This is a genomic window from Burkholderia sp. (assembly GCF_018375725.1).
In the GTDB taxonomy this organism is placed as follows: Bacteria; Pseudomonadota; Gammaproteobacteria; order Burkholderiales; family Burkholderiaceae; genus Burkholderia.
Window position 1 is genome coordinate 98,422 of record NZ_JAHACR010000002.1, and the last position, 20,989, is coordinate 119,410.

At 60.6% G+C, this 20,989-nt stretch carries 19 protein-coding genes and 36 tRNA genes; 53 read left to right on the forward strand and 2 right to left on the reverse strand.

The window, feature by feature from the left end:
- The first annotated feature begins 15 nt into the window (after positions 1–15).
- The gene (locus KH616_RS01390; RefSeq protein WP_046196393.1) at positions 16–942 is read left to right on the forward strand and encodes a hypothetical protein; all 927 of its coding nucleotides are present in this window, start codon (positions 16–18) and stop codon (positions 940–942) included.
- Between the two features lie 13 nt (positions 943–955).
- Positions 956–1,852, forward strand: a complete 897-nt coding sequence (locus KH616_RS01395) for a hypothetical protein (protein WP_292233045.1) — start codon at positions 956–958, stop codon at positions 1,850–1,852.
- Between the two features lie 328 nt (positions 1,853–2,180).
- Here KH616_RS01395 and KH616_RS01400 read toward each other — a convergent pair whose 3' ends face one another.
- Positions 2,181–2,447 carry a helix-turn-helix transcriptional regulator gene (locus tag KH616_RS01400; RefSeq protein WP_021158896.1) on the reverse strand — a complete coding sequence of 89 codons (267 nt, stop codon included), beginning with the start codon at positions 2,445–2,447 and terminating at the stop codon, positions 2,181–2,183.
- Positions 2,448–3,267: 820 nt separating this feature from the next.
- On the opposite strand from KH616_RS01400, the gene KH616_RS01405 reads away from it, so the two are divergent.
- The 38 genes from KH616_RS01405 (at position 3,268) to KH616_RS01590 (ending at position 8,161) form a co-directional block, all read left to right on the forward strand.
- Positions 3,268–3,344: transfer RNA gene (locus KH616_RS01405), tRNA-Gly, on the forward strand.
- A gap of 41 nt (positions 3,345–3,385) precedes the next feature.
- A tRNA-Tyr gene (locus tag KH616_RS01410) sits at positions 3,386–3,472 on the forward strand.
- Between the two features lie 7 nt (positions 3,473–3,479).
- Positions 3,480–3,555: transfer RNA gene (locus tag KH616_RS01415), tRNA-Glu, on the forward strand.
- A gap of 1 nt (position 3,556) precedes the next feature.
- Positions 3,557–3,630 (forward strand) — tRNA-Gly (locus tag KH616_RS01420).
- 43 nt (positions 3,631–3,673) lie between these two features.
- A tRNA-Gly gene (locus KH616_RS01425) sits at positions 3,674–3,749 on the forward strand.
- Between the two features lie 6 nt (positions 3,750–3,755).
- Positions 3,756–3,831: transfer RNA gene (locus tag KH616_RS01430), tRNA-Phe, on the forward strand.
- A 6-nt stretch (positions 3,832–3,837) separates the two neighbouring features.
- Positions 3,838–3,913: transfer RNA gene (locus KH616_RS01435), tRNA-Ala, on the forward strand.
- Between the two features lie 142 nt (positions 3,914–4,055).
- A tRNA-Lys gene (locus KH616_RS01440) sits at positions 4,056–4,130 on the forward strand.
- Positions 4,131–4,287: 157 nt separating this feature from the next.
- A tRNA-His gene (locus tag KH616_RS01445) sits at positions 4,288–4,360 on the forward strand.
- 120 nt (positions 4,361–4,480) lie between these two features.
- Positions 4,481–4,556 (forward strand) — tRNA-Met (locus KH616_RS01450).
- Positions 4,557–4,561: 5 nt separating this feature from the next.
- A tRNA-Pro gene (locus KH616_RS01455) sits at positions 4,562–4,638 on the forward strand.
- A gap of 171 nt (positions 4,639–4,809) precedes the next feature.
- A tRNA-Ser gene (locus KH616_RS01460) sits at positions 4,810–4,903 on the forward strand.
- A 7-nt stretch (positions 4,904–4,910) separates the two neighbouring features.
- Positions 4,911–4,987: transfer RNA gene (locus KH616_RS01465), tRNA-Ile, on the forward strand.
- 8 nt (positions 4,988–4,995) lie between these two features.
- Positions 4,996–5,070: transfer RNA gene (locus tag KH616_RS01470), tRNA-Trp, on the forward strand.
- Positions 5,071–5,076: 6 nt separating this feature from the next.
- Positions 5,077–5,166 (forward strand) — tRNA-Ser (locus KH616_RS01475).
- A gap of 5 nt (positions 5,167–5,171) precedes the next feature.
- A tRNA-Arg gene (locus tag KH616_RS01480) sits at positions 5,172–5,249 on the forward strand.
- Positions 5,250–5,338: 89 nt separating this feature from the next.
- Positions 5,339–5,415: transfer RNA gene (locus KH616_RS01485), tRNA-Pro, on the forward strand.
- A 23-nt stretch (positions 5,416–5,438) separates the two neighbouring features.
- A tRNA-Pro gene (locus KH616_RS01490) sits at positions 5,439–5,517 on the forward strand.
- A gap of 4 nt (positions 5,518–5,521) precedes the next feature.
- Positions 5,522–5,613 (forward strand) — tRNA-Ser (locus KH616_RS01495).
- A gap of 5 nt (positions 5,614–5,618) precedes the next feature.
- Positions 5,619–5,709 (forward strand) — tRNA-Ser (locus KH616_RS01500).
- 7 nt (positions 5,710–5,716) lie between these two features.
- Positions 5,717–5,791 (forward strand) — tRNA-Val (locus tag KH616_RS01505).
- A gap of 6 nt (positions 5,792–5,797) precedes the next feature.
- A tRNA-Asp gene (locus KH616_RS01510) sits at positions 5,798–5,873 on the forward strand.
- Positions 5,874–5,879: 6 nt separating this feature from the next.
- A tRNA-Thr gene (locus tag KH616_RS01515) sits at positions 5,880–5,955 on the forward strand.
- Between the two features lie 7 nt (positions 5,956–5,962).
- A tRNA-Thr gene (locus KH616_RS01520) sits at positions 5,963–6,035 on the forward strand.
- Positions 6,036–6,124: 89 nt separating this feature from the next.
- Positions 6,125–6,211 (forward strand) — tRNA-Leu (locus tag KH616_RS01525).
- A 6-nt stretch (positions 6,212–6,217) separates the two neighbouring features.
- A tRNA-Leu gene (locus KH616_RS01530) sits at positions 6,218–6,307 on the forward strand.
- A 6-nt stretch (positions 6,308–6,313) separates the two neighbouring features.
- A tRNA-Leu gene (locus KH616_RS01535) sits at positions 6,314–6,401 on the forward strand.
- Between the two features lie 6 nt (positions 6,402–6,407).
- A tRNA-Leu gene (locus KH616_RS01540) sits at positions 6,408–6,493 on the forward strand.
- A gap of 4 nt (positions 6,494–6,497) precedes the next feature.
- Positions 6,498–6,586: transfer RNA gene (locus KH616_RS01545), tRNA-Leu, on the forward strand.
- Between the two features lies 1 nt (position 6,587).
- Positions 6,588–6,662, forward strand: a tRNA-Arg gene (locus KH616_RS01550).
- Between the two features lie 7 nt (positions 6,663–6,669).
- Positions 6,670–6,743 (forward strand) — tRNA-Glu (locus KH616_RS01555).
- Between the two features lie 62 nt (positions 6,744–6,805).
- Positions 6,806–6,882 (forward strand) — tRNA-Met (locus tag KH616_RS01560).
- A 7-nt stretch (positions 6,883–6,889) separates the two neighbouring features.
- Positions 6,890–6,964, forward strand: a tRNA-Ile gene (locus KH616_RS01565).
- A 9-nt stretch (positions 6,965–6,973) separates the two neighbouring features.
- Positions 6,974–7,057: transfer RNA gene (locus KH616_RS01570), tRNA-Cys, on the forward strand.
- A 5-nt stretch (positions 7,058–7,062) separates the two neighbouring features.
- Positions 7,063–7,140, forward strand: a tRNA-Arg gene (locus KH616_RS01575).
- A 5-nt stretch (positions 7,141–7,145) separates the two neighbouring features.
- Positions 7,146–7,222 (forward strand) — tRNA-Arg (locus KH616_RS01580).
- A 93-nt stretch (positions 7,223–7,315) separates the two neighbouring features.
- Positions 7,316–7,894 (forward strand): HNH endonuclease, encoded by a 579-nt coding sequence (locus tag KH616_RS01585; protein ID WP_046196391.1) that lies wholly within the window; start codon positions 7,316–7,318, stop codon positions 7,892–7,894.
- Between the two features lie 144 nt (positions 7,895–8,038).
- Entirely contained in the window at positions 8,039–8,161 is a 123-nt protein-coding gene (locus KH616_RS01590) for a hypothetical protein (RefSeq protein WP_261318287.1), read from the forward strand.
- 36 nt (positions 8,162–8,197) lie between these two features.
- Here KH616_RS01590 and KH616_RS01595 read toward each other — a convergent pair whose 3' ends face one another.
- Positions 8,198–8,365 (reverse strand): hypothetical protein, encoded by a 168-nt coding sequence (locus KH616_RS01595; RefSeq protein ID WP_165487673.1) that lies wholly within the window; start codon positions 8,363–8,365, stop codon positions 8,198–8,200.
- Positions 8,366–9,093: 728 nt separating this feature from the next.
- On the opposite strand from KH616_RS01595, the gene KH616_RS01600 reads away from it, so the two are divergent.
- The 13 genes from KH616_RS01600 to KH616_RS01660 form a co-directional block, all read left to right on the forward strand.
- Positions 9,094–9,450: a hypothetical protein gene (locus tag KH616_RS01600; RefSeq protein ID WP_046196389.1), complete on the forward strand. Its 357-nt coding sequence runs from the start codon at positions 9,094–9,096 to the stop codon at positions 9,448–9,450.
- 77 nt (positions 9,451–9,527) lie between these two features.
- Positions 9,528–9,947, forward strand: coding sequence for a hypothetical protein (locus KH616_RS01605; RefSeq protein ID WP_131754408.1), 420 nt, complete (start codon positions 9,528–9,530; stop codon positions 9,945–9,947).
- Between the two features lie 223 nt (positions 9,948–10,170).
- Positions 10,171–10,665: a hypothetical protein gene (locus KH616_RS01610; RefSeq protein WP_046196480.1), complete on the forward strand. Its 495-nt coding sequence runs from the start codon at positions 10,171–10,173 to the stop codon at positions 10,663–10,665.
- 462 nt (positions 10,666–11,127) lie between these two features.
- Positions 11,128–11,403: a hypothetical protein gene (locus tag KH616_RS01615; RefSeq protein ID WP_051392236.1), complete on the forward strand. Its 276-nt coding sequence runs from the start codon at positions 11,128–11,130 to the stop codon at positions 11,401–11,403.
- A gap of 21 nt (positions 11,404–11,424) precedes the next feature.
- Positions 11,425–11,601 (forward strand): hypothetical protein, encoded by a 177-nt coding sequence (locus tag KH616_RS01620; protein WP_165487674.1) that lies wholly within the window; start codon positions 11,425–11,427, stop codon positions 11,599–11,601.
- A gap of 9 nt (positions 11,602–11,610) precedes the next feature.
- Positions 11,611–12,075 (forward strand): hypothetical protein, encoded by a 465-nt coding sequence (locus KH616_RS01625; RefSeq protein WP_046196479.1) that lies wholly within the window; start codon positions 11,611–11,613, stop codon positions 12,073–12,075.
- A gap of 114 nt (positions 12,076–12,189) precedes the next feature.
- Entirely contained in the window at positions 12,190–12,528 is a 339-nt protein-coding gene (locus tag KH616_RS01630; protein ID WP_046196478.1) for a hypothetical protein, read from the forward strand.
- The gene (locus KH616_RS01635) at positions 12,528–14,273 is read left to right on the forward strand and encodes a DEAD/DEAH box helicase (protein WP_242610658.1); all 1,746 of its coding nucleotides are present in this window, start codon (positions 12,528–12,530) and stop codon (positions 14,271–14,273) included. Before KH616_RS01630 ends, KH616_RS01635 begins: the two co-directional genes overlap by 1 nt.
- 502 nt (positions 14,274–14,775) lie before the next feature.
- Positions 14,776–17,772 carry a Tn3 family transposase gene (locus KH616_RS01640; protein WP_292233071.1) on the forward strand — a complete coding sequence of 999 codons (2,997 nt, stop codon included), beginning with the start codon at positions 14,776–14,778 and terminating at the stop codon, positions 17,770–17,772.
- Entirely contained in the window at positions 17,769–18,134 is a 366-nt protein-coding gene (gene tnpC, locus KH616_RS01645; protein ID WP_009693043.1) for a Tn3 family transposase post-transcriptional regulator TnpC, read from the forward strand. The genes KH616_RS01640 and tnpC overlap by 4 nt, the downstream gene beginning before the upstream one ends.
- Before the next feature lie 358 nt (positions 18,135–18,492).
- Positions 18,493–18,861, forward strand: a complete 369-nt coding sequence (locus tag KH616_RS01650) for a hypothetical protein (protein ID WP_011875590.1) — start codon at positions 18,493–18,495, stop codon at positions 18,859–18,861.
- Positions 18,862–18,952: 91 nt separating this feature from the next.
- A complete protein-coding gene (locus KH616_RS01655; protein WP_060096529.1) occupies positions 18,953–20,245 on the forward strand; it encodes a TolC family protein in 1,293 nt (430 codons plus the stop codon).
- Between the two features lie 11 nt (positions 20,246–20,256).
- The coding region (locus KH616_RS01660) for an efflux RND transporter periplasmic adaptor subunit (protein ID WP_292233096.1) at positions 20,257–20,989 on the forward strand (733 nt) is incomplete at its 3' end.

Below are 20,989 nucleotides of genomic sequence, written 5' to 3' on the forward strand. Positions count from 1 at the left end.
TAGGACAAGGATTCTATGAGCGAGCTATTCGCGGTCACAACCTACTTCAACCCTTGCGGATATGCCACTCGCCGGCGGAACTACGATCTGTTCATTGAAGGCATGCGTCGCGCTGGTGTCCCGTGCCTGACCGTTGAGTGTGCATTTGGCGACGATCCTTTCGAACTGCCGGAATCACTGGACGTGATCCGGGTACGCTCTAGGACGCTGCTCTGGCAAAAGGAGCGCCTGTTGAACATGGCCGAGCCGTGGCTTCCGGCGTCGTGCAAAGGCGTCATCTGGATCGATTGCGATATCTTGTTCGAGAGCGAGACGTGGCCGGAAGACCTCTTGCGGGTCCTTCATGAAAAAAAAGTTGCTCAGGTATTCGAAACCTGTCTGCGCCTGGAGCGCGGCAACATCGAAGGTGCGAAGCCGGATATTGCCCGGTCATTTGCGGCAATGATGAACAGCAAGCCCAGCCTGCTCAATGCTGGCCGCTACGATCTTCACGGGCATACCGGATATGGCTGGGCGATGCGCCGGGAAATCTTCGCTGAGGTGGGCCTGTACGAGCATGCGATCTCGGGCAGCGCCGACCATTTCATGGCGCACGCCATCTTCGGCGACTACAACTTCTGCATCCAGAACGCGCTGAAGCACGATCGTCGCCAGATCGCGCATCTGAAACAGTGGGGCGATCGATTCCATCGGCTGGTGCAGGGTAGTCTAGGAGTTGTTCCCGGACAGATCCGCCATTTGTGGCATGGAGATGCGGTGAACCGCCGCTACTTCCTGCGCATGCACGACATCACGGATCTCGGGTTCGATCCGTGGACCGATCTGCTCATTCAGCCGGGGAAACCTCTCGAATGGGCGCCAGGGCTGAACAAGCCCGGCCTCGTCCAGTATTTCGCCAACTATTTCGCGAGCCGTCAGGAAGACGGTGCGCTCGCCGCGTAACGGAGAAGATCACATGCCGCAAAACAACAAGCCCGACTTCGACAATGCCCAGGCGGCACTATCGCGTGCGTTGGAATCGATCCAGCACCGGATCGAGAGTATTGACGACGAGATCGCGAGGCTGAACCAGCAACGCAAGGCGTATCTGAACAGCACGGTCGAGGCGTTGCTGCCCAAGATCTCCGGTAAGACGCTGCGGTCCCTCCAGGATGTGATTCCTGCCTTCCTCACGCGTGATGTGCTCGCGGTATTTGAGCGCAACTGGACGGTTCTTGGATTTCACAGCGAAACCTACAACAGGGACTACGAGATGCTGCAGACTCGTCTGGCCGGCTATCTGGATCAGAGACAGTTCGGCAAGCTGAAGGCGATGGACGAGGAAAACGCCGGCAAGATGGCCTCGCTGATCGCCGATAAGGGGGCGCTGAACCAACAGGCTGAGAAGGCGATCGATCTTCTGGACGTGATGCAGAAGGCGAAGAAGGCCAATATCAAGATTCCGCTCGCGGCGGCGGCGCAAATCCGCAACATCGCTTCGGTCGGCCGCGCGAGTGCGGCGCCGACGGGGGGCGCTCCCCGTCCTGTTGCTCCGGTGGGAGCATCAGGAGCAACAACCTCTTCACGCCTGACATCGACCGCCTCGTCGAGTACCGATGATTCGGACCTCTGGTTCTATTTCATGACCGATATCCCGACGAGCTTCCGGACGCTGATGATCGAATCGATCACCGAGGACCGCGTTCGCGAGCAGGTAGCGGAGCGGGCGGCTTCAATCGACACCGGCAGCAGCGGTTCCGGTTGGGAATCGTCCTGCGACACGCCTGCCCCGCCGAATACGGACGCTGCCGCGTTCGCCGCCGCGGAATGCACGGCGATCTCCACCGACGACAGTCTCGGTCTCTTCTCCTGATCCATCCTTCATCCCTTACGCCCCGGATGCCTACTCCGGGGTGAGGGCTTCGGCGACATTCCCCCTCAGTCGGACGAATGGTTGTTCCCGACCGACGCGGGAATGGAAGCGGGAGATACCGGGACCACGCTCATCAAGTGAGCCGAATTGGGCAAGCTTGAACGCCCCAAGTTCAAAGGCTGGTGGCGGGATCACCGCGAGGATGTACGTGCCTGCTCACGCGAATACTGGAAGACCCAGCGATTCACGAGGCCGACCGATCCGGAATGGCTCAAGGTCGAGCTGGTTCCCGGGCGATACGAACCGCCTGTTGGGCGTGATTACGCCGCTATGTGGTTTGTGTCGATTTCACTGAGAACAGCTCGTCTATCCTGCATCTCAGCACTTTGATGAGTCCAGCAAGCAGTGCAACGCTCAGGTGTTGCGCCTTGTTATCGACGACACGCGATAGTTGCTGGTGCGAAATTTCCACACCTTCTTCCTGCAGTTGCCGGTTTAACTCGGCGATGCTTTTGATGCCGCGCTTGGCCATGCAAACGCGCACGCGCAACTCGACGGCTGGCGATTCGTCTTTAAATTCAGTCAGTTGTCCCATAATGTCGTCCCTCACTACGACAGGCGAATGATAGCGCATCCTGACCGGAGTGGGGGCAGAGAATGTCCATGACAAGTCTAAAGTGTGCGTGCAGAGGAAAAAATATCCATCCCATGCACAAAAGTAGTTGACACGGAAAACTCGGCTCGGCATACTGCAGTCCATCGAACCCCAAAGCGGGGTTTAACCAACCACCTGTGGAGAGTGTTGTGGCTGCAAATCTGATGAACCTGACGACCATAGCCGGACGCGATGCGTCCCGGTCGTCTGCGCTCGTCGGAGATGCGCTCAACGGTCTCGTCCGGACAAACGTCATGGCAACGAAACTGAACGACAGAACCGATCGCGCAGCGGCACAAGCCGCGGCCGCCGGCCAACCGTCGTCGTCATCGTTGCGACCCACGCTCAATGAGCGCCATGAGTCCATCTGCATTCCGACGTTTGGTCTTACCACGGTCGGCTACCCGCGTAGCTATCAGTGGAAGGGAAGCACAGGAAGCATCCGAGGGGGGAGACCCCGGATCGCTGGAGCCACGTAAGGTCCAGCGATCAATCGAAAGATCAGGCGAAAAGCCCGGATGCTCCCTAACAGGACTCCGGGCTTTTTGTTTTTCCTGGCAGTCGCAGTAACGAGTTTCAAGGGGGCTGGCGAAACGCGACGTCCCGAGTTGATCAAGACCTGACGGGTAGTGAACGTCAGGCCAGTGCCGGCGAGGCCGGGGTCACTGACGTGTCTTTAACAATCTGGAGAGGTATTTATGGATCCGCCTGCAAGGGCAAGGTGGCCTCACCCATCTTGCCCATGTTGGCGGATCCAGATGCGGACGTAGCTCAGTTGGTCGGAGCGCGAGTTTCCCAAACTCGAGGTCGCCGGTTCGAAGCCGGCTGTCCGCTCCATTACGAAAGGGTCTTCTAGGGTCTTTTCGCAATGCGTTCATGGACGGGTGGGTGAGAGGCTCAAACCGCCGGACTGTAAATCCGGAGCTCGAAAGGCGTCGCTGGTTCGAATCCAGCCCTGTCCACCAGTTTTTTGTCGGTATCGTCTAGTGGACCAGGACACCACCCTTTCACGGTGAATACACGGGTTCGAATCCCGTTACCGACTCCATGCGGGCATAGCCTAGTGGCCAGGCAGCAGCCTTCCAAGCTGAGAACACGGGTTCGATTCCCGTTGCTCGCTCCAAATCATGTTGTACATGCATTAGATAGTAATCCTATGTGTTATTGCGGAGGTAGCTCAGTTGGTAGAGCGTGATCTTGCCAAGGTCGAGGCCGCGGGTTCGAGCCCCGTCCTCCGCTCCAGTTTTCGCCGAGATAGCTCAGTTGGTAGAGCGGTGGCCTGAAGAGCCGCGCGTCGAAGGTTCGATTCCTTCTCTTGGCGCCAGTCAATGGGGGTGTAGCTCAGTTGGGAGAGCAACTGCTTTGCAAGCAGAAGGTCGTCGGTTCGAAGCCGACCACTTCCACCAGATCATCAACCGCAGGAGATCGCCGTGAAGCGAAAACCCTCGGCCCCGCGAAATCCCTTCGTCGCGGCGGCCATGTTCAAGAAGGCAGGCACCCATCGCAAGAGCAACAAGTCTCTGCGTCGTGCCGACAAGATGTCGCTGTCGGGGTGTAGCTCGAAGGCTCGAGCATGTGGCTTTTACCCACGCGGCGAGGGTTCGATTCCCTCCGCCCCGACCAGCAGAGGCGACAAACGAATGGCGCTTACGCTTCGCCATCCGCTTGTTGTTTCATCGATTCCGCAGAACCCGAGCAAGGTGCATGGGCGTGACTGTTAATCACTGGTTAGCTGAGTTCGATCCTCAGGTGCGGAGCCAAATTTTACGTGCGTTTCGGGGTGGCCGTAGCTCAGTTGGCAGAGCCCCGGAATGTGGATCCGGTGGTCCTCGGTTCGATTCCAGTCGTCCACCCCGAAGCGCATGACGGTTCAAGAGGGGCGTCGTCAAGAGGCCAAAGACACCGGGTTTTGATCCCGGCATTCGAAGGTTCGAATCCTTCCGCCCCCGCCATTTTTAGTAGTGCAATTCAATTGCGGGATGTCTGTTGGTAGGCAGCTCGGTTTCATAAGCCGACGCGACGACGGTTCGATTCCGTCTCCCGCAACCATTATTCGGAACGTAGCGCAGCCTGGTAGCGCACTTGATTTGGGATCAAGGGGTCGCGAGTTCGAACCTCGCCGTTCCGACCACTTTCGGGAGAGATCCCAACACCGCAACCCGCAAGATAGCCGCGGGAACAGCCATCCTGCTCGATGGCTGGCATTCGATGGAACACTGCCCACTATAGCGGCGGGTGAAATCGACGGCGCGAGTAGAGCAGACCGCCCGGCCAACCTACGGTCGGCCCGGGCGCCCTATATGGAAGGTTGGCCGAATGGTAAGGCCCCGCGTTGGAAGCGCGAGTGCATGGCGTAACACGTCGTGATGCGGGTTCGAGTCCCGTGCCTTCCTCCAGTTCGACTCCGGTGTAGCTCAGTTGGTCAGAGCACCGTCTTGATAAGGCGGGGGTCGTTGGTTCGAGCCCAACTACCGGAACCACATTCATTGCCTCCTTAGCTCAGTTGGTAGAGCACCGGTCTCCAAAACCGGCCGCGGCGGTTCGATTCCGTCAGGGGGTGCCACGTCTTGGAAGACTGCCCGAATGGTCAAAGGCCCTGCTTCGAAAGCAGTGTGGGTGCGCAAGCGCCGTAGGGGTTCGAGTCCTCTGTCTTCCGCCAGCCATCTCTCCGTAGCTCAGTTGGATCAGAGCGCCTGCCTACGAAGCAGGAGGTCGAAGGTTCGAGTCCTTCCGGAGAGGCCAGAAAGCAGCGCGTCGCTCGCGGTCGACACGGCCGTGCCTCACCACGGCACGATCGCTCGCGTGCGACCGCGCTGCCCAAATCATACATACGGCGTGTAGCGCAGCCCGGTAGCGCATCGGTCTGGGGGACCGGAGGTCTCAGGTTCGATGCCTGATGCCCCTACCAGTCTCGCATCAACAACGGTTTTACGGGGTGTGGCCTAGTCCGGTCCACGGCGCCGCGTTCGGGACGCGGAGATCGCAGGTTCAAATCCTGCCACCCCGACCAGTATAGAAGCGTGCCAGAGAGGCCGATTGGGCTCGACTGCTAATCGAGAACTCGCCGAGAGGGGAGTCGCGGGTTCGAATCCCGCCGCTTCTGCCATCCATGGAAGACTGCCAGAACGGTCAATGGCCCCGCTTTGAAAGCGGTGAGAGTGCGCAAGCGCTGTGGGGGTTCGAGTCCGCCCGTCTTCCGCCAGTTCAACGTCCGGTTAGCTCAGCAGGTAGAGCAGCTGCCCTACAAGCAGATTGTCGGCGATCGATCCCGTCACCGGATACCAGTCACTGCCCCGTTAACTCAGAGGCCAGAGTGCTCCCCTGTCCAGGGAGAAGCCGCGGGTTCGATCCCCGCACGGGGCGCCAGTCATTGCTTCGATGGCGCAGCGGGTAGCGCACGCCCTTGGTAAGGGCGAGGTCGCGGGTTCGATCCCCGCTCGAAGCTCCAGTCTCGCGCCGACATAGTTCAGTTGGAAGAACGGCCGCATCGTAAGCGGCGGGTCGCCTGTTCGAATCAGGCTGTCGGCCCCCCATTATCGCCGGTATAGCTCATCGGACCAGAGCGGTTTCCTTATAAGAAGCGGGTCGTCCGTTCGGACTGCTGGCATCACGATCATGCCTGGGTGGCGGAATACGGTAGACGCACCGCCTCGAGAGGGCGGCGGGCAACATCCATGAGGGTTCGATTCCCTCCTCAGGCACCAACTAATCCGGCCTTGGTGGAATCAAGGTAGACACGCCAGTCTCAGGAACTGGAGCTCGAAAGAGCAGTGCGAGTTCGAGTCTCGCAGGCCGGACCAATCACTCGGCACGTGGCGAAACCACGGTAGACGCACCTGATTCAAGACCAGGCTCCCAAGGGGAATGCGAGTTCGAATCTCGCCGTGCCGACCAAGCTATGCCCACGTGGCGAAATCGGAAGCCGCTCCGGATTTAGGTTCCGGCGTCGCGAGACACTGCCGGTTCGAGTCCGGCCGTGGGCACCATTTTCGGACAGTGGCGCAGCTGGTAGACGCCCGCGCCTTAAAAGCGACGAGTCCCGTGAGGGAATGAGAGTTCGAGTCTCTCCTGTCCGACCACGCGTGCGTAGCTCAAAGGATAGAGCAGGGGCCTTCTAAGCCTCAGGTGTCGATTCGATTTCGGCCGCACGCACCATGCTCATGAACCGTTGGACTTCTGGGAGGTCAGCAGGTTTTCGCCCTGCGTAGGCGGGTTCGATCCCCGTACGGTTCTCCAGTTTCGGCTGACGCACACAGACCCGTTCCGGCGAAAGCCGGTTCGCGTCGGCCGTCCTATATCGAGACGTGGCTCAGCCGGTCAGAGCGGCGGCTTCATAAGCCGAAGGTCGCGCGTTCGATCCGCGCCATCTCGACCAGTTTCGTGGGCGGTTAGCTCATTGGCACGAGCCGTCGGCTCATAACCGTCAGGCGAGGGTTCGATTCCCTCACCGCCTACCAATTTTCAATCGCGCGATGCCAGAGCGGCAATGGAGCGGCCTGCAAAGCCGTTGGGGAAACCCGGCGTCGGTTCGATCCCGACTCGCGCGTCCAGTCGCCCGTCCGTAGCTCAGCTCGAATGGAGCACCCGCCTCCGAAGCGGGAGGTCGTGGGTTTGAATCCCGCCGGACGGACCATCTCCGCCGCTGTAGCTCAGTGGATCAGAGCTCCCGCCTCCTACGCGGGATGTCGCGCGTTCGAATCGCGCCGGCGGCACCAAGCGTACCTCTCCAGATTTCGATTTGCGCCGTACCCGGGCGCGGCCCTGAAGCCCGGATTACCTGGAAAAGCAATGCGACGAAGGTGAATGAAATGACGATCCAGCAAGTGCTCGCGCTCGATATCGCAGGTACGCCTGTCGAGTGGTTATCCCCGGAAGAAGCGGTCACGCTCTATGCCCGAAACAAAGTTGCCTGGGAACTGGGCGAAACCGAAAAGGTCTTTCGCGGCGGCTACTCCCGGCTCGGAATCCAGTCGGAAATCGCAATCCGGCCCATCATCGCGATCGCCGGCAGCGAGGTGATGGCTCGGATGCTGCGCCCGGAACTACCGCTGGGCGAACGGGATAATAGCCTGCTGTTTCGCCGCGACCAGAATACCTGTGCCTATTGCGCCGTGGTGTTTGCCCGGCACCATCTCACCCGGGACCACATCCACCCGCAGTCGCGCGGTGGCAAGTCGAGTTGGCAAAACTGCGCAGCTGCATGTCGTGAGTGCAATGGCCGCAAGGGTGACAAATTGCTGTCCGAGTGCGGCATGGAGCTCGTGTACCTGCCATACGTGCCGAGCCGGGCAGAGCACTTCATCCTGTCCGGACGCAACATCCTGGCGGACCAGCACGAGTACCTTGCAGCGAATCTGCCTCGCCATTCGCGCGTACGGCTGCAGTGAGATGACTAGAAGCGGTTGGTGTGGTCGACCGCTTCCAGTTGCGGAAAGACGGCCGATTAAGCGCGTGTTTTGCCGTTGTTCCGGGCAAAGAGCGAGCCTATCCTGAATGGTCCCTGCAATCCACCGACGGAATCGGTAATGCACATGCTCGGTCTCACCCTGTCCTTTCTCTACGTTCTGTCGTCGGCAATTTCGACATCGGCATTTGCCGATGTCGCCGCGCCGACGGTGCTGCCCCCGGATCGGGAGCTGAAGATCTACCAGTAAGGGCGCTTGGAGCGTGGCGCCGATGCAAACACATATTCAAATATTGAGGCGACCATGTTCAAGTTTCTTTCCAGATTCCGCAAAGCAGCCGCAGGCGAAACGAATCCCCTCGACGAATGCCCGTGCATGGGTGACGATCCTTATCTCGCGCACATAGCGACGGCCCTGTTTCAGAGCGAGTCGTCTGCGGAGAACGGCGCCCATTCGACGATCCAGGACAAGGCGCAGCGGACTCGGAACGCAGATACATCCTAATCGGAAACTGAGTTTGGTTGAGAATCGTCGACTTCAGTTCGCCATTCCCCCCTGATTGCCCTCCCTTTTCCCATTGCGGGCAGTTTGGGTATCGCGTATTTTCGGTTCCGGCCGTCCGAAATGTTCCTATCAGGAATTGATTCGGAAATTTATTCAGGCCGCGCCCGCTACGCACGATAGGAGAAAGGGAATGAAATTCTGGAGCAACGTCGTCGCCCGATTTCGGTGGGACGCCAAGGGAGGCTTGGCGTCTCCCCTGCGCGAGGACTGAACCATGCACCGCTACCAAGTTTTCGTGCGGCGCGGCACGCGGGCGCCGAAATACGCGGTGCCTTGGCACTGGCTAGCTTCCCTGATCGTCTCATTCCTCTGTCCGAACGGCAGCTACTGCCGCGTTGTCGATTCCAAGACGGACTCGACATTGCTTGAATGGGAGCGAGTGGGGAGCGCACGCTGATTGAGCAACGAAGTATTCTCAGTACCCGCGTGCCTGAAAGCGACCCGAAACCCCCCGGCTTTAGCGCGCGTTCCGCGATTGTTCCCGTCACCTTCGAAAGCTAACCTGCCGCTGTGGCCGGGTAGAGGCGTTCCCGAAATTTCCGGGTCTGCTTTCCGGCCGGCCTGATCGAGCGGGGAAGTTAGTCGCCGGCAGGCCATTCAGCATAGGACCGGCCAGGATGGACACGCTTCCTCATATTCGAGGCATCGACCAGAACGCACTTCAGGCCATGTCACTCGACGATGCTGCTGTGACGCTTCCCGCACCTCTCGTCAGGCAGCTTATCGATGCACTGCATTTCTACGGGCACGGCCTCAACAAGGAGCGCGTGGTGCTCAGCCGAGTTGATTCCGATACCCGCATTGCGGGACTTGAGGCGGATCCGAGTTGGATCTCCGATCGTCCCGTGTCCAGTGACTCCCGCTTGTACCGGGAGGACGGAACACGGGCAAGGGCCGCGACGTCGGCCTTGGCCGAGCATCTTGGAGAGCGATACCAGGCAATAGTCGATTTGGTGCCATCCAAGGCGGCATAGATTCCGAGGGGCGCTGTTAGGTTGGCGTCCATTATTCGAAGAAGCGCGGGCAAGATTCGTCCGCTACGGGGAACTAGATGAAGAAAATTCTTGTTGCACTACTCGCAAGCGCGGCATGTTGCGCAGCTCACGCAGCAAAGTGGCATGTGGTCGTTACGGCCAGTTATCTGACCAACCAGCAAAAGTTCGTCGAAAGTGTTCCGGTGATCGATACCGTCGTGGAAAGCGATGGCTGCTACTACGGACCTGTGCGCAATGTGCAGACGGCACAGAAGGTCGTGCCGACGCGCGAGCAGTTCTGCATCAAGGGGCCGGAAGTGAGGCGTGTGATTACGGCAACGGTATTCGTCAAAAATCAGGTCAGCGACGCGCTCGACACCTCCATCGCGGTCGACCTGAACGCCGGCCTGGACATCTTTGGCTCGTTCGACGGGAAGCACATCAGCTTCCTTTCGGGTCCGTACCTTGTGACGGTTACGAAGGAAACCGTGCAGTAACGACAAAGTCAGTCTGCGTGATCGGCGTGATTTGCTTCCTGTCAGGAAATGCCGTTATACTTTAAGCGATCCTCGATCCGGTAGCTGGACGTTACCAGCCTCTGGCGCGTCATTTTGGCGTCTATCGGTACAGCCGGCTTCCCGGCAGTCAAATTCTTCCACCCCCGCGGGGCATGTCCCGCGTGCGGGGCCTGCTTCGCGAACACATGTTCAGGAGCAGGATATGTCGATTCAATCCATCCTTGCAGTTGGTCTCGGTAATGCGGCCGTTGCGGACGATCTTTCGGCTCGGTCCGATGCGGAGTTCGCGGATCTGTGCCTGCCGATCAAACGTGACACCATCACGTCGAAGCGGCTGATCGGCATCATCGACCACCTGGAAGCGCACGACGCGCCGGGATCCTGTACTGTCTGGTCGGCGATGGTGAATGCAGGCGTGCAGGCGCATAGCCTCGTCTATCGTGACGTTGACGATGACTTCGCCATGTTCAACGCGGCACTGGAGTTCCGCATCCGTTCTGAAAAAATCGATGGCTTCATGCGCATCGAGGACGATCCGGCGGAGCGTTGCTACACGATCACGGTGCAGCACAACGGCCAAATCGGGCGGGACGTCATCCGCTCGTACATTCGCGATCGCAACCTCGCGAAGGTGCTGCTCAGCGTGATCGAGCTCGGCACCCTGCGTGCGGACCGTCCGGCTCACACGCGTCACTGAGAAAGCATGGACGGTCGAGCGCAATCTACCAGGTGGGTTTCCCATATGGGCGGATCGGGTTTTTCCCATCGGGAACCCGACCGTGAATGCGATTCGTCCCGAAACTGCAATCGCAGAACTGTTGGGCTCGACGTCCGTCAGGCGTTGAGAACCCCTGAACCCGCGTTGTCGAAAGGCACGCGGGTTTTTGATTGCGGCGAGATCCCACCGCGGGGCTAGAAACTGAAGGATCGCTGGATAGACTGAACGGATAAAAGTAAGCAAGAAGTGGCAGAACAAGCAATGAAATCGGATTTTGAAACAACCCGTAGGACGGGTGCGGTAATGGCAAATCGGAATGATCTGTCATCACCAGACTCGTCCTCTGACGCTCGCATCAAGGGCAGGGAACAGGCAGGGCTGCTCACCGTAATCTCGTGCGTACACGGCAAGCCAACGGAGTTCTCCAGTACGCATCCCTGTATGGCGTTCGCCGAGAGCGCTGGGTTTGCGTCGTGGGAGGCAGCGGTTGAAGCGATGAAGGGCGGCCGCGTGTTGACTGGTCACGGCCCGCGCCTAGGTCGCGCGTCGATGACGGAATTTCTGCTGTTTCAGCGGCAGGTCGAGAGGGACGGGCTTCGCTCGCTGCCGGCCGATACGTGGTCCGGGCAATTCTCGGTCGGATACCGGGAGTTTTTCGCGATCGATGCCTTCGTTCGCGGCACAAGCGGAGACGATGCTTTTCTGGTGCAAACGTAGTTTCGTGAAGGGAGAGTGATCATGGCAAAAGGTACGGCAGTGGGTGTCGGCGCAATCGTGATCAGCGCTGACCGGAACAAACGTGTCAAGCGCAAGGCGACCCGCGAAAAGAAGCATCTGGAGAAGGTCACGATGATCCAGGTCGAGACGAAGCCCCGAACCATGCGCACGGCGTCGACGCGCACCGACAAGATCTGATCCTCCGCCATGAAAGCCATCTCTATCTGGCAACCGCATGCCTCGCTCCTTCTCGTAGGCCCGAAGCGTTACGAAACGCGGGGCTGGCGCCTTCCACGCTCGATCGTTGGCACGCGCGTGGCCATCCATGCTGCGAAGGCGACGGGGGACCTGATAGAGCTCGCGCAGTACGTGAGCGATCGCAATGACGGTGCGCCGGTGGAAGAAGCCTTCGACCGATATCTTCGCGCGATCATGGCCGCGGGCTTTCGTACCCTCAGGGAGTTGCCCCTCGGCTGCGTCATCGGCAGCGTCGTGTTCAAGGAGAGCGTGCCGTCAGAGCTGGCCGAAGACCACGGCAATTTCGGGGACTTTTCGCCTGGTCGGTTTGCCTGGATGGCGGCCGACGCGCGTCTGCTTCCCGAGCCGGTGCCGTTTCGCGGCATGCAAGGCTTCTTTGACGTGCCAGACGAGTTGATCGTGGAGGCGGCCTAAAAGCGCCAGGGGTTGAATCCACGACGCGATCGCGCAAACTCGGCGCATAGCACATCGAACAGTCATCCCATGTCCCAATCAACGTCAGCCCCGACTCATACCCCAGAGCAGATCGTGCGTCTGCTGCACGGGCATCGGTTCGACCTCTCGACGGAAAAGCACCTGCAGGAGGGTGTCGAAACCGCCTTCAAGGCAGCGGGGGTGACTTTCGAGCGGGAGAAGCGCATTTCGCCCAAGGACATCCTCGATTTCCTGATTGCCGGTGGCATCGCCGTGGAATGCAAGATGCGCAACAAGGCGCGGAAGATCGACATCTTCAAGCAGATCTCACGGTACGCTGAAAGTCCGGACGTGACCGCGATCGTCCTCGCATCGAATATCGCAATGGGATTGCCCGCCGAGATCAACGGCAAGCCCGTATATGCGGCTTCATTGAGCCGGGGGTGGATCTGATGCGGCGGACGTTCGGGGAACTTCGGCTCATCAAGGACGGCAAGGCGTGGGAAGTCTCACGTCTCGAGCCGCATGTAGCCATCCGCTTCAAGCAGCTGTTTCCCCGGGTGCCTAAGCAGTCGGCCGGCCCATTCGAACTACCTCGTGATCTGATGGTCGCGGCGGATCTGGAGTGGTTCCTGGCCAGATACCCGTTGCATATGACGGTCGAGGATCAGGCCGCGCTGCTGGCCGGCAAGGCGCTATTCGACGTCCAGCAAGCCGAGCTCGAGCGGATTCTCCTGCCGGACTATGTCCCGCCGGCAATTCTTGGACTGCGCGAAGGCGAGGTCATTCGCCACTACCAGCAGCAGGCTATCCAATTGCTGCGTCGACGGCGCGGGCTGTTGCTCGGCGATGAGGGAGGCCTCGGGAAAACCTATACCGCTGCCGGCTTCCTGTGCGCGGAACCTGGCGCGCTACCCGGAGCCGTCGTTTGTGACCCACATATGCAGAAACAGTGGTCCGATAAGCTCCAGGCCTTCACGAACCTGAAGGTTCACATCATCAAGCAGGCCAAGCCTTACGACCTTCCGCCGGCGGACGTCTACATCTTCCGGATCAGCCAGATCCTCGGCTGGACCGATATTTTCGCGACGGACTTCTTCCGAGCGATGGTCATCGACGAACCGCAGAGCCTGCGCACGGGTACGGGCACGGCGAAGGGCGGCGCGGCAAAGGTTCTATACGAGCACACGCTTTACCATCTCGGCCTGACGGCTACACCAATCTACAACTACGGTGTCGAGATGTGGAACGTCATGCAGTTCATCGACGACACGGTGCTCGGCTCGTACGCGGACTTCTGCCGGGAGTGGGTCGACAACAACGGTCACATAACCGATCCGAAGGCGCTTGGCACGTATCTGCGTGAACAGCATGTCATGCTGCGTCGCCTCAAGTCGGACGTCGGTCTGGAACTGCCCAAGGTATCCAGGATCGTCGAGTACGTCGACTACGACGCGAAAGCGGTGGAGTCGATCGAGGAAATGGCACGGCGCCTCGCGATCCGGGCAACGACAGGCGCATTCATCGAGCGCGGTCAGGCTGCGCGCGAACTGGACATGATGGTCAGGCAGGCTACCGGCGTTTCCAAGGCGAAAGCCGTCGCGCAGTTTGTGCGCCTGATGGTAGCGGCCGGAGAGCCGGTGCTGTTGATGGGCTGGCATCGAGCAGTCTACGAAATATGGCTAAAGGAGCTGGCGGATCTCCGCCCGGCGATGTACACCGGCAGCGAGACGGCCGGGAAGAAGAATGCCGAGAAGGATCGATTCATGTCGGGCGACACCGACGTGATAATCATGTCCCTGCGCTCTGGCGCTGGCGTCGACGATCTGCAGCATCGCTGCTCCGTCGTGGTCTTCGGCGAGCTCGACTGGTCACCGGGTATCCACCAGCAGGTGATCTGGCGTCTTGATCGGGAAGGGCAGGAGGATCCGGTTACCGCTTTCTTCCTGGTATCCGAGGAAGGCAGCGATCCTCCGATCATGGACGTGCTCGGGATCAAGGCGAGCGAGGCTCGCCAGATTGTCGATCCGCATCTTGGCGTCGAACGTGTCGACGACGACATGAGCAACGTGATGCGCCTGGTCGAGCGCTACCTCGCGAAGGTGGGGGGCAGGGCGAAGGTAGCCGCTACGGTCTCCGCCGAGGACAATCAGCCGCCGTCGTCGATGCCGACAGAGCAGGAAGAACTCTTCAACTGACCGGCGGTTTTCGAAAAGGAATTTGCTGGGTCGCGCAGGCTGTCAGCGGAAACCTGGCCGACGCTGGCCGACCAGGCTAACCGGACTCGAGTGGCCTCATCGAGTTTGCTTCCCAACAGGAATTTCGTGGTCAAATTTCCGCTATAATCCTCACCAGCTTTCCAGCCGGTAGCTTGGTCCGTTATCCAGCCAGGCACGTCAGTGCCATCTTCACGCCCGCACAGGGCTCCCTCTCCGGTTACGCCGGCGCGGGTATTCAGCACGTTTCGCGAGTTCAGCTCCAGTAGGTGCTCGGATTCGTCATGCCTTTTTCATTTACCCCATAGGGACGCGTATCCCTATGGGATGTGCTCCCTTCATGGGGCATGGACAAGGTAAGCGCGAATTCCTATCATAAGCCTTGTAGTTATGAACTCCGCCTTGCTTATTACTATTTTGCGCAGTAACGCCAGATTTTTATTGCGCTAATCTAAGCGGCCCTCTGCGATCCGGACGATCCGCAATGGCTACCCTCGAACGTACCGCGTACCCGCGCTTTCCCGAGGTTCTGGCACCCCGGGAACTGCAAGCCTGTTACACCCCACTGCCCGACGAGCTCGAATGGGCGCGCCGCTCAACACGCGGTGAGCGACCTCGACTGGGCCTGCTGGTGCTGCTGAAGGTCTTTCAGCAACTGCACTATTTCCCGCCGGCCGACACCATTCCGGCCGCCGTTGTCGAGCATATTCGGGCAGCCGCGGATATCGGCGACTCCGTACAGTTCGGCTACGACACAGAGACCTCCCCAACGCTGTTCCGGCATTACGCGGCGGTTCGCACCTACCTGGACGTGAAGCCGTATTACGGCACCGACGCCAACGCGATCGCGACACGGGCGGCGCACACGGCGTCGCTGACGATGGACCAACCGGTCGACATCATCAACGCGACGATCGACGAACTCATCGCGCGCGATATCGAACTGCCGGCGTTCTCGACGCTCGGTCGGCTGACCGAACAGATTCACGCGCGGGCGCAGTCCCGGCTCTTCAAGCGCGTCACGCGACGCCTGACCGATGAGCAGAAACTCGCGCTCGACCGGTTGCTCGCGCGTGATCTGTCAAGCCGGCAGACTGCCTACAACCGGATCAAGCGTCACGCGAAACGCCCATCGCGCCAGCATCTGGACCTGCTGATTGAGCAGGTCTCCTGGCTCGACGAGCTCGGCGATTTCTCACTGGCCGTCGCCGGGATTCCAGCCTCAAAGTTGCGCTCGCTCGCCAATCAGGCGATGGCGCTCGACGCGTCGGCGCTCAGGAACGACACTTCGCCCGAGAAGCGCTACACGCTGATCGTCGCGCTGCTCAACCGTATGCGCGTGCGCGCCCGCGACGATCTCGCCGACATGTTCGTCCGGCGCATGGGCGCGATCCACAAGCGCGCGAGCGACGAACTGGACGCCATTCAGCGAAAACAGCGTGATCAGGTCGAGGATCTCGTCGGCTTGCTGGACGGTGTGGTCGACATTCTCGCCGATGAATCCGACGAGACGGCCATCGCCCGAGCGGTCAGGAAGCTGCTTGCGCCGAAAGGCGATCTCGAGCCGTTGCGCGAGAGTTGTGCGGCGATCCGCGCGTTCAGCGGCCGCAACTATCTGCCGCTGCTCTGGAAGCACTTCAAGGCCCACCGTTCGGTCATGATGCGTGTCGCCCGTACGCTCGAATGGGATTCGACCAGCCCGGTCCGCACGCTGCTCGATGCGCTCGACGTCGTGCTGGAAAACGAGTCGCGGCATCGCGAGTGGATCGATGCTGATGTTGACCTGGGCTTTGCGGCGCCACGGTGGCGCAAGCTCGCACGTCGCACCCACGGCGACGGATTGCCGACCAATCGACGGTATCTCGAACTCTGCGTGTTCTCGTACATGGCCGAAGAGCTACGGGTCGGCGATCTGTGCGTGTCCGGCTCCGACGCCTACGCCGACTATCGCGATCACCTCCTGCCATGGCGGCAATGCGAGCAGCAGTTGCCAGACTATTGCGACAAGCTCGGCATGCCCACGACCAGCAGTGACTTCGTGTGCCACCTGCGTCAATGGCTGACCGACGCTTCCCACAAGCTCGACGACGAATTGCCGCGCAAGCGCGAGCACGTCGTGATCGATCGTCACGGCGAACCTATCCTGCGCAAAACCGTCGCGAAAGAGATCCCGGCGAGCGCGATCGCATTGCAGGAGCGGCTGAACGCCCGCCTGCCGACGCGAAACATGCTGGACATCCTCGCGAACATCGAACACTGGACGCATTTCACGCGGCACTTCGGGCCGCTGTCCGGGAGCGATCCCCAGATTCGCAAGGCGGCCGAGCGCTACCTGCTCACGATTTTCGCGATGGGCTGCAATCTCGGCCCGACCCAGGCGGCCCGCCATCTCGACTCGGATGTCACCGCGCACATGCTGTCGTTCGTCAACCGTCGGCACGTGAGCCTGGACAAGCTCGAGACTGCACAGCGCGAGCTGATCGAACTGTACCTGCGGCTGGACCTGCCAAAACACTGGGGCGATGGCAAGACGGTGGCGGCCGACGGCACGCAGTACGACTTCTACGACAACAACCTGCTGGCCGGCTATCACTTCCGCTACCGAAAAATGGGCGCGGTCGCGTACCGGCACGTTGCCGACAACTATATCGCGGTGTTCCAGCACTTCATTCCGCCGGGCGTCTGGGAGGCGATCTATGTGATCGAGGGCCTGCTGAAAGCGGGCCTGTCGATCAAGGCCGATACGGTCCATGCCGACACGCAGGGGCAGTCGGCCGCCGTTTTTGCGTTCACGTACCTGCTCGGCATCAACCTGATGCCGCGGATTCGCAACTGGAAGGATCTCGTCCTGTACCGCCCAGACAGCAAGGCCAAATACAAGCACGTCGACAAGCTGTTCAAGGCGACCATCGACTGGGTGCTGATCGAGCAGCACTGGCAGGAGCTGATGCAGGTCGCGCTGTCGATTCAGGCAGGCACGATCTCGTCGCCGCTGCTGCTGCGCCGGCTCGGCTCCGAAAGCCGCAAGAACCGGCTGTACCTGGCCGCGCGCGAGCTCGGCAACGTTGTTCGCACGGTGTTTCTGCTCGAGTGGATCGGCAGCCTCGAATTGCGGCAGGAGGTCACCGCGAACACGAACAAGATCGAGTCTTACAACGGCTTCTCCAAATGGCTGTCGTTCGGCGGTGACGTGATCGCCGAGAACGAGCCGGAGGAACAGCAGAAACGGCTACGCTACAATGACCTGGTCGCATCGGCCGTGATCTTGCAGAACACGGTGGACATGATGCAGGCGCTGCGCGAGATGGCGGCTAACAGCGAGAAAGTGCGCGCCGAAGACATCGAGTTTCTGAGCCCGTACCCGACCCACAACATCCGCCGCTTCGGCCACTATAAACTGCACCTGGACCGTCGGCCGGAAGCCTGGATCAAGGATCCGCTGTTCGGCCATGCTGCCCGTACCTATGCACCCCGACCATGACTGCACGCCCGGCCATCACGACGACCTATTTCGGCGATATCGACACCGCCGCGCTCGAGCGGCTCGAATCGAGCTACGATACCACCCGCCTGCTGGCCGCCGTCGATATTGTCGATCGCATACGCATCCAGCTTCATGATCCCGAGGGGCTACGCGACGATCTGCTTGAGATCCACAGCATGGCGCACTCAGTATTGAATGGCGCACCGTCGGTTCCGTCGCGCCGCGAAGGTACCTTGCCCGAGCAGGTGCTGGGCGCGCTTGATCTGATTGACGAATTTGTGATGGAACTCACGCGGGTGAGGACGATGCTCGAACCGCTCGAAGCGCTGCACCCGGACGACGGGTTTGGCGAGGGTTGAAGGCGCCCGCCCACCGATCGAGACAGTATGTGGTGGCCCGATCATTGTCAGTCATAGTTGACACGGTCGAAAAGTGTCAGCCATAGTTGACACATGATCGAACTCATCAAGACCGCCGTATTCGAACGCTGGTTGACCGACCTTCGCGACATTCGAGTGCGAGCACGCATCGAAGCCCGCATCCGCCGACTGAGTTGCATAATGAAATCAGCTACTTCCTGATTGGTCTCCTCCGCACCCCGCAGTCGCCATTGGCGTTCGCATTGCAAGCTGCCCGTCTGGTTCAGATCGTGGTCCGACAAAAAGTAGTGCAATTATCCACCGCGATCGCGCCAGGCTGCAGGCTATAATTTCCGCCATGAAACTGCTCCGGACCGTCATCCTGTTGCTGCTCTGCGCGGTGCTGCCCATCAGTGGGCTGGCAGCCAGTGGCTTGACCGGTGAATGTCCGATGCAGCAAACCATGTCCATGGATGCGGACGCCAGCGTATCCGCTGACATGCCGGGCTGCGATTCGATGAAGCCCGCATCCGTCGACAAGGCCAAGGTCAAGGGCATGTTTTGCAAAGTAACCGCCCAATGCCAGTTCGGCAGCCTCTATCACCCGGCCGCCAGGGCTGAAATCGGCCGCCCGGCTGCGGTCGGCACGCCTGTCATCTTCCATTACACCCAGTCTCTTCCGGTCCGTGACCCGAACGGGTTATGGCGACCGCCGCGTCTCGTCTAATCCCTCGCTGACAGGTTCACCGCAGTTGCGGTGAGGTTCGTCGTATGCCGGACGCGGAATCCCTATGGGATTTCGCCTTTGGGGTTAGAACATGCCATTCATTTTCGGCACGCCGCTGCGCCGGCGTGTACCTTGGCGCGTGCACACGCTTTTTGCCGCGCTTCTCGTCGCGGGCGTCGTTCACGCCCAGCAGGCGCCTTTCACGCTGGACGCCGCGCTACAGTCGGCGACCGATCGCTCTGCATCGATGCAGGCCGCGCAGTCGTCCGTCCGCGCCAGCTCCGAGGCGGCCGTCAAGGCCGGACAACTGCCGGACCCGATGCTCAAGGCCGGCATCGATAACCTGCCGGTCAACGGTCCGCAACGCTTCACCATCGGCCAGGACTTCATGACGATGCGCCGCATCGGCATCGAACAGGAGTGGGTATCTGGCGAGAAGCGGCAGCTGCGTTCCGCGTTGGCCGATGAGGTGGTCGGGCGCGAGCGCGCCGACTATCTGGTGCAACTCGCCAACGTTCGCCAGCAAACTTCCACAGCCTGGCTGAACGCCGTGTATGCGAAACAGGCGCTGGCGCTGCAGCAGGCGCTCCGCGACCACATGCACCACGAGCTGGAGGCGACGAAGGCGTCGTATCGCGGCGCCAAGGCAAGCACCGCCGACGTGGTACAGGCGCAGGTGATGCTCGCGCAGACTCAGGACCAGGTGCTCAAGGCGCAACAGACTTATCAGACCGCGCTTATTGGGTTGTCACGCTGGACGGCCGTTCCCGTCTCCGATGTGACCGGTGAACCGCCGGCGCCCGAGTCGTTCGTGTCGTCGCTCCCACCTGACGAACTGCGTCTGTCGCAGCCGACGCTCGTCGCCGCCGCGGATGACATCGCGGTCGCTGATGCCGATACGGCAGTCGCCGACAGCGAGCGCAGCCCGAACTGGACATGGGAGGTCGCGTACCAGCAACGCGGCGGTGCGTACTCGAATATGGTGTCCGTCGGCGTCACCATTCCATTGCCGTTGAACCGGAAAAACAACCAGGACCGCGACGTCGCCGAGAAAGCCGAACTCGCCACGAAGGCGCGGCTGATGTACGAAGACGCGCTGCGACAGGTGCAAGCCGACATCCGCGCACAATCCGCGACCCTGGCGAGCGGGCGCGAGCGCATCGCCAATCTGAGCCAGTCGTTGCTGCCCGCCGCGGACCAGCGCGTGCAACTCGCGAATGCTGCCTATCGCGCTGGTAGCGGCTCGCTCGCGGACACGTTCGCTGCCCGCCGTGCCCAACTGGAAGCGCAGTTGCAGGTGCTCGACCTCAAACGAGAGGTGTCGCAGACCTGGGCGCAGCTCGAATATCAAGTCGTGCCACCGACGATGGCCGCCGCGCAATGACGGAGAACAGCATGAACAGGAAACCTTTGGCACGCGCGGTGTTGACGGTATTTGCCGGCGCGGCGCTGCTCGGCGCGGGCTATTTCGCGGGAACGCGTCACGCGGCGACCGGCACCGCAGTTGCCTCGACTGGCGCCGCCTCGCCGGGCGGCAAGATCGACCCGAAGACCGGGCGGAAGGTGCTGTACTGGCACGACCCGATGGTGCCGAACCAGCATTTCGACAAGCCGGGTAAATCGCCATTCATGGACATGCAACTTGAGCCTGTCTACGCGGATGAAGGCGAGAGCTCTTCAGGCATCAAGATCGACCCGGGGCTTGAGCAGAATCTTGGCATTCGCTATGCGACCGTGCGTCGGCAGGAAACGACCGGCGGATTCGATGCCATCGGCACGACGCAGTTCGATGAATCGCACTCGGATGTCGTGCAGTCGCGCGTCACCGGCTACATCGACCGGCTCTATGCGAACGCGCCGATGCAACGCATCGCAAAAGGCGCACCAGTCGCATCGCTGTTCGTCCCGGAATGGCTCGCGCCGCAGGAGGAATATCTCGCACTCAAGCGCGGCGGCATGGACGCCACTTTGCTCGAAGCGTCGCGAGCGCGGATGCGCGCCTTGTCGATTCCTGATGGAATCATCGCGAGCCTTGACCGAACCGGCAAGGCCCAGACGCACGTCTTGCTGACGTCGCCCGAGTCCGGTGTCGTCAGCGAACTGAACGTCCGCGACGGCGCGATGGTCG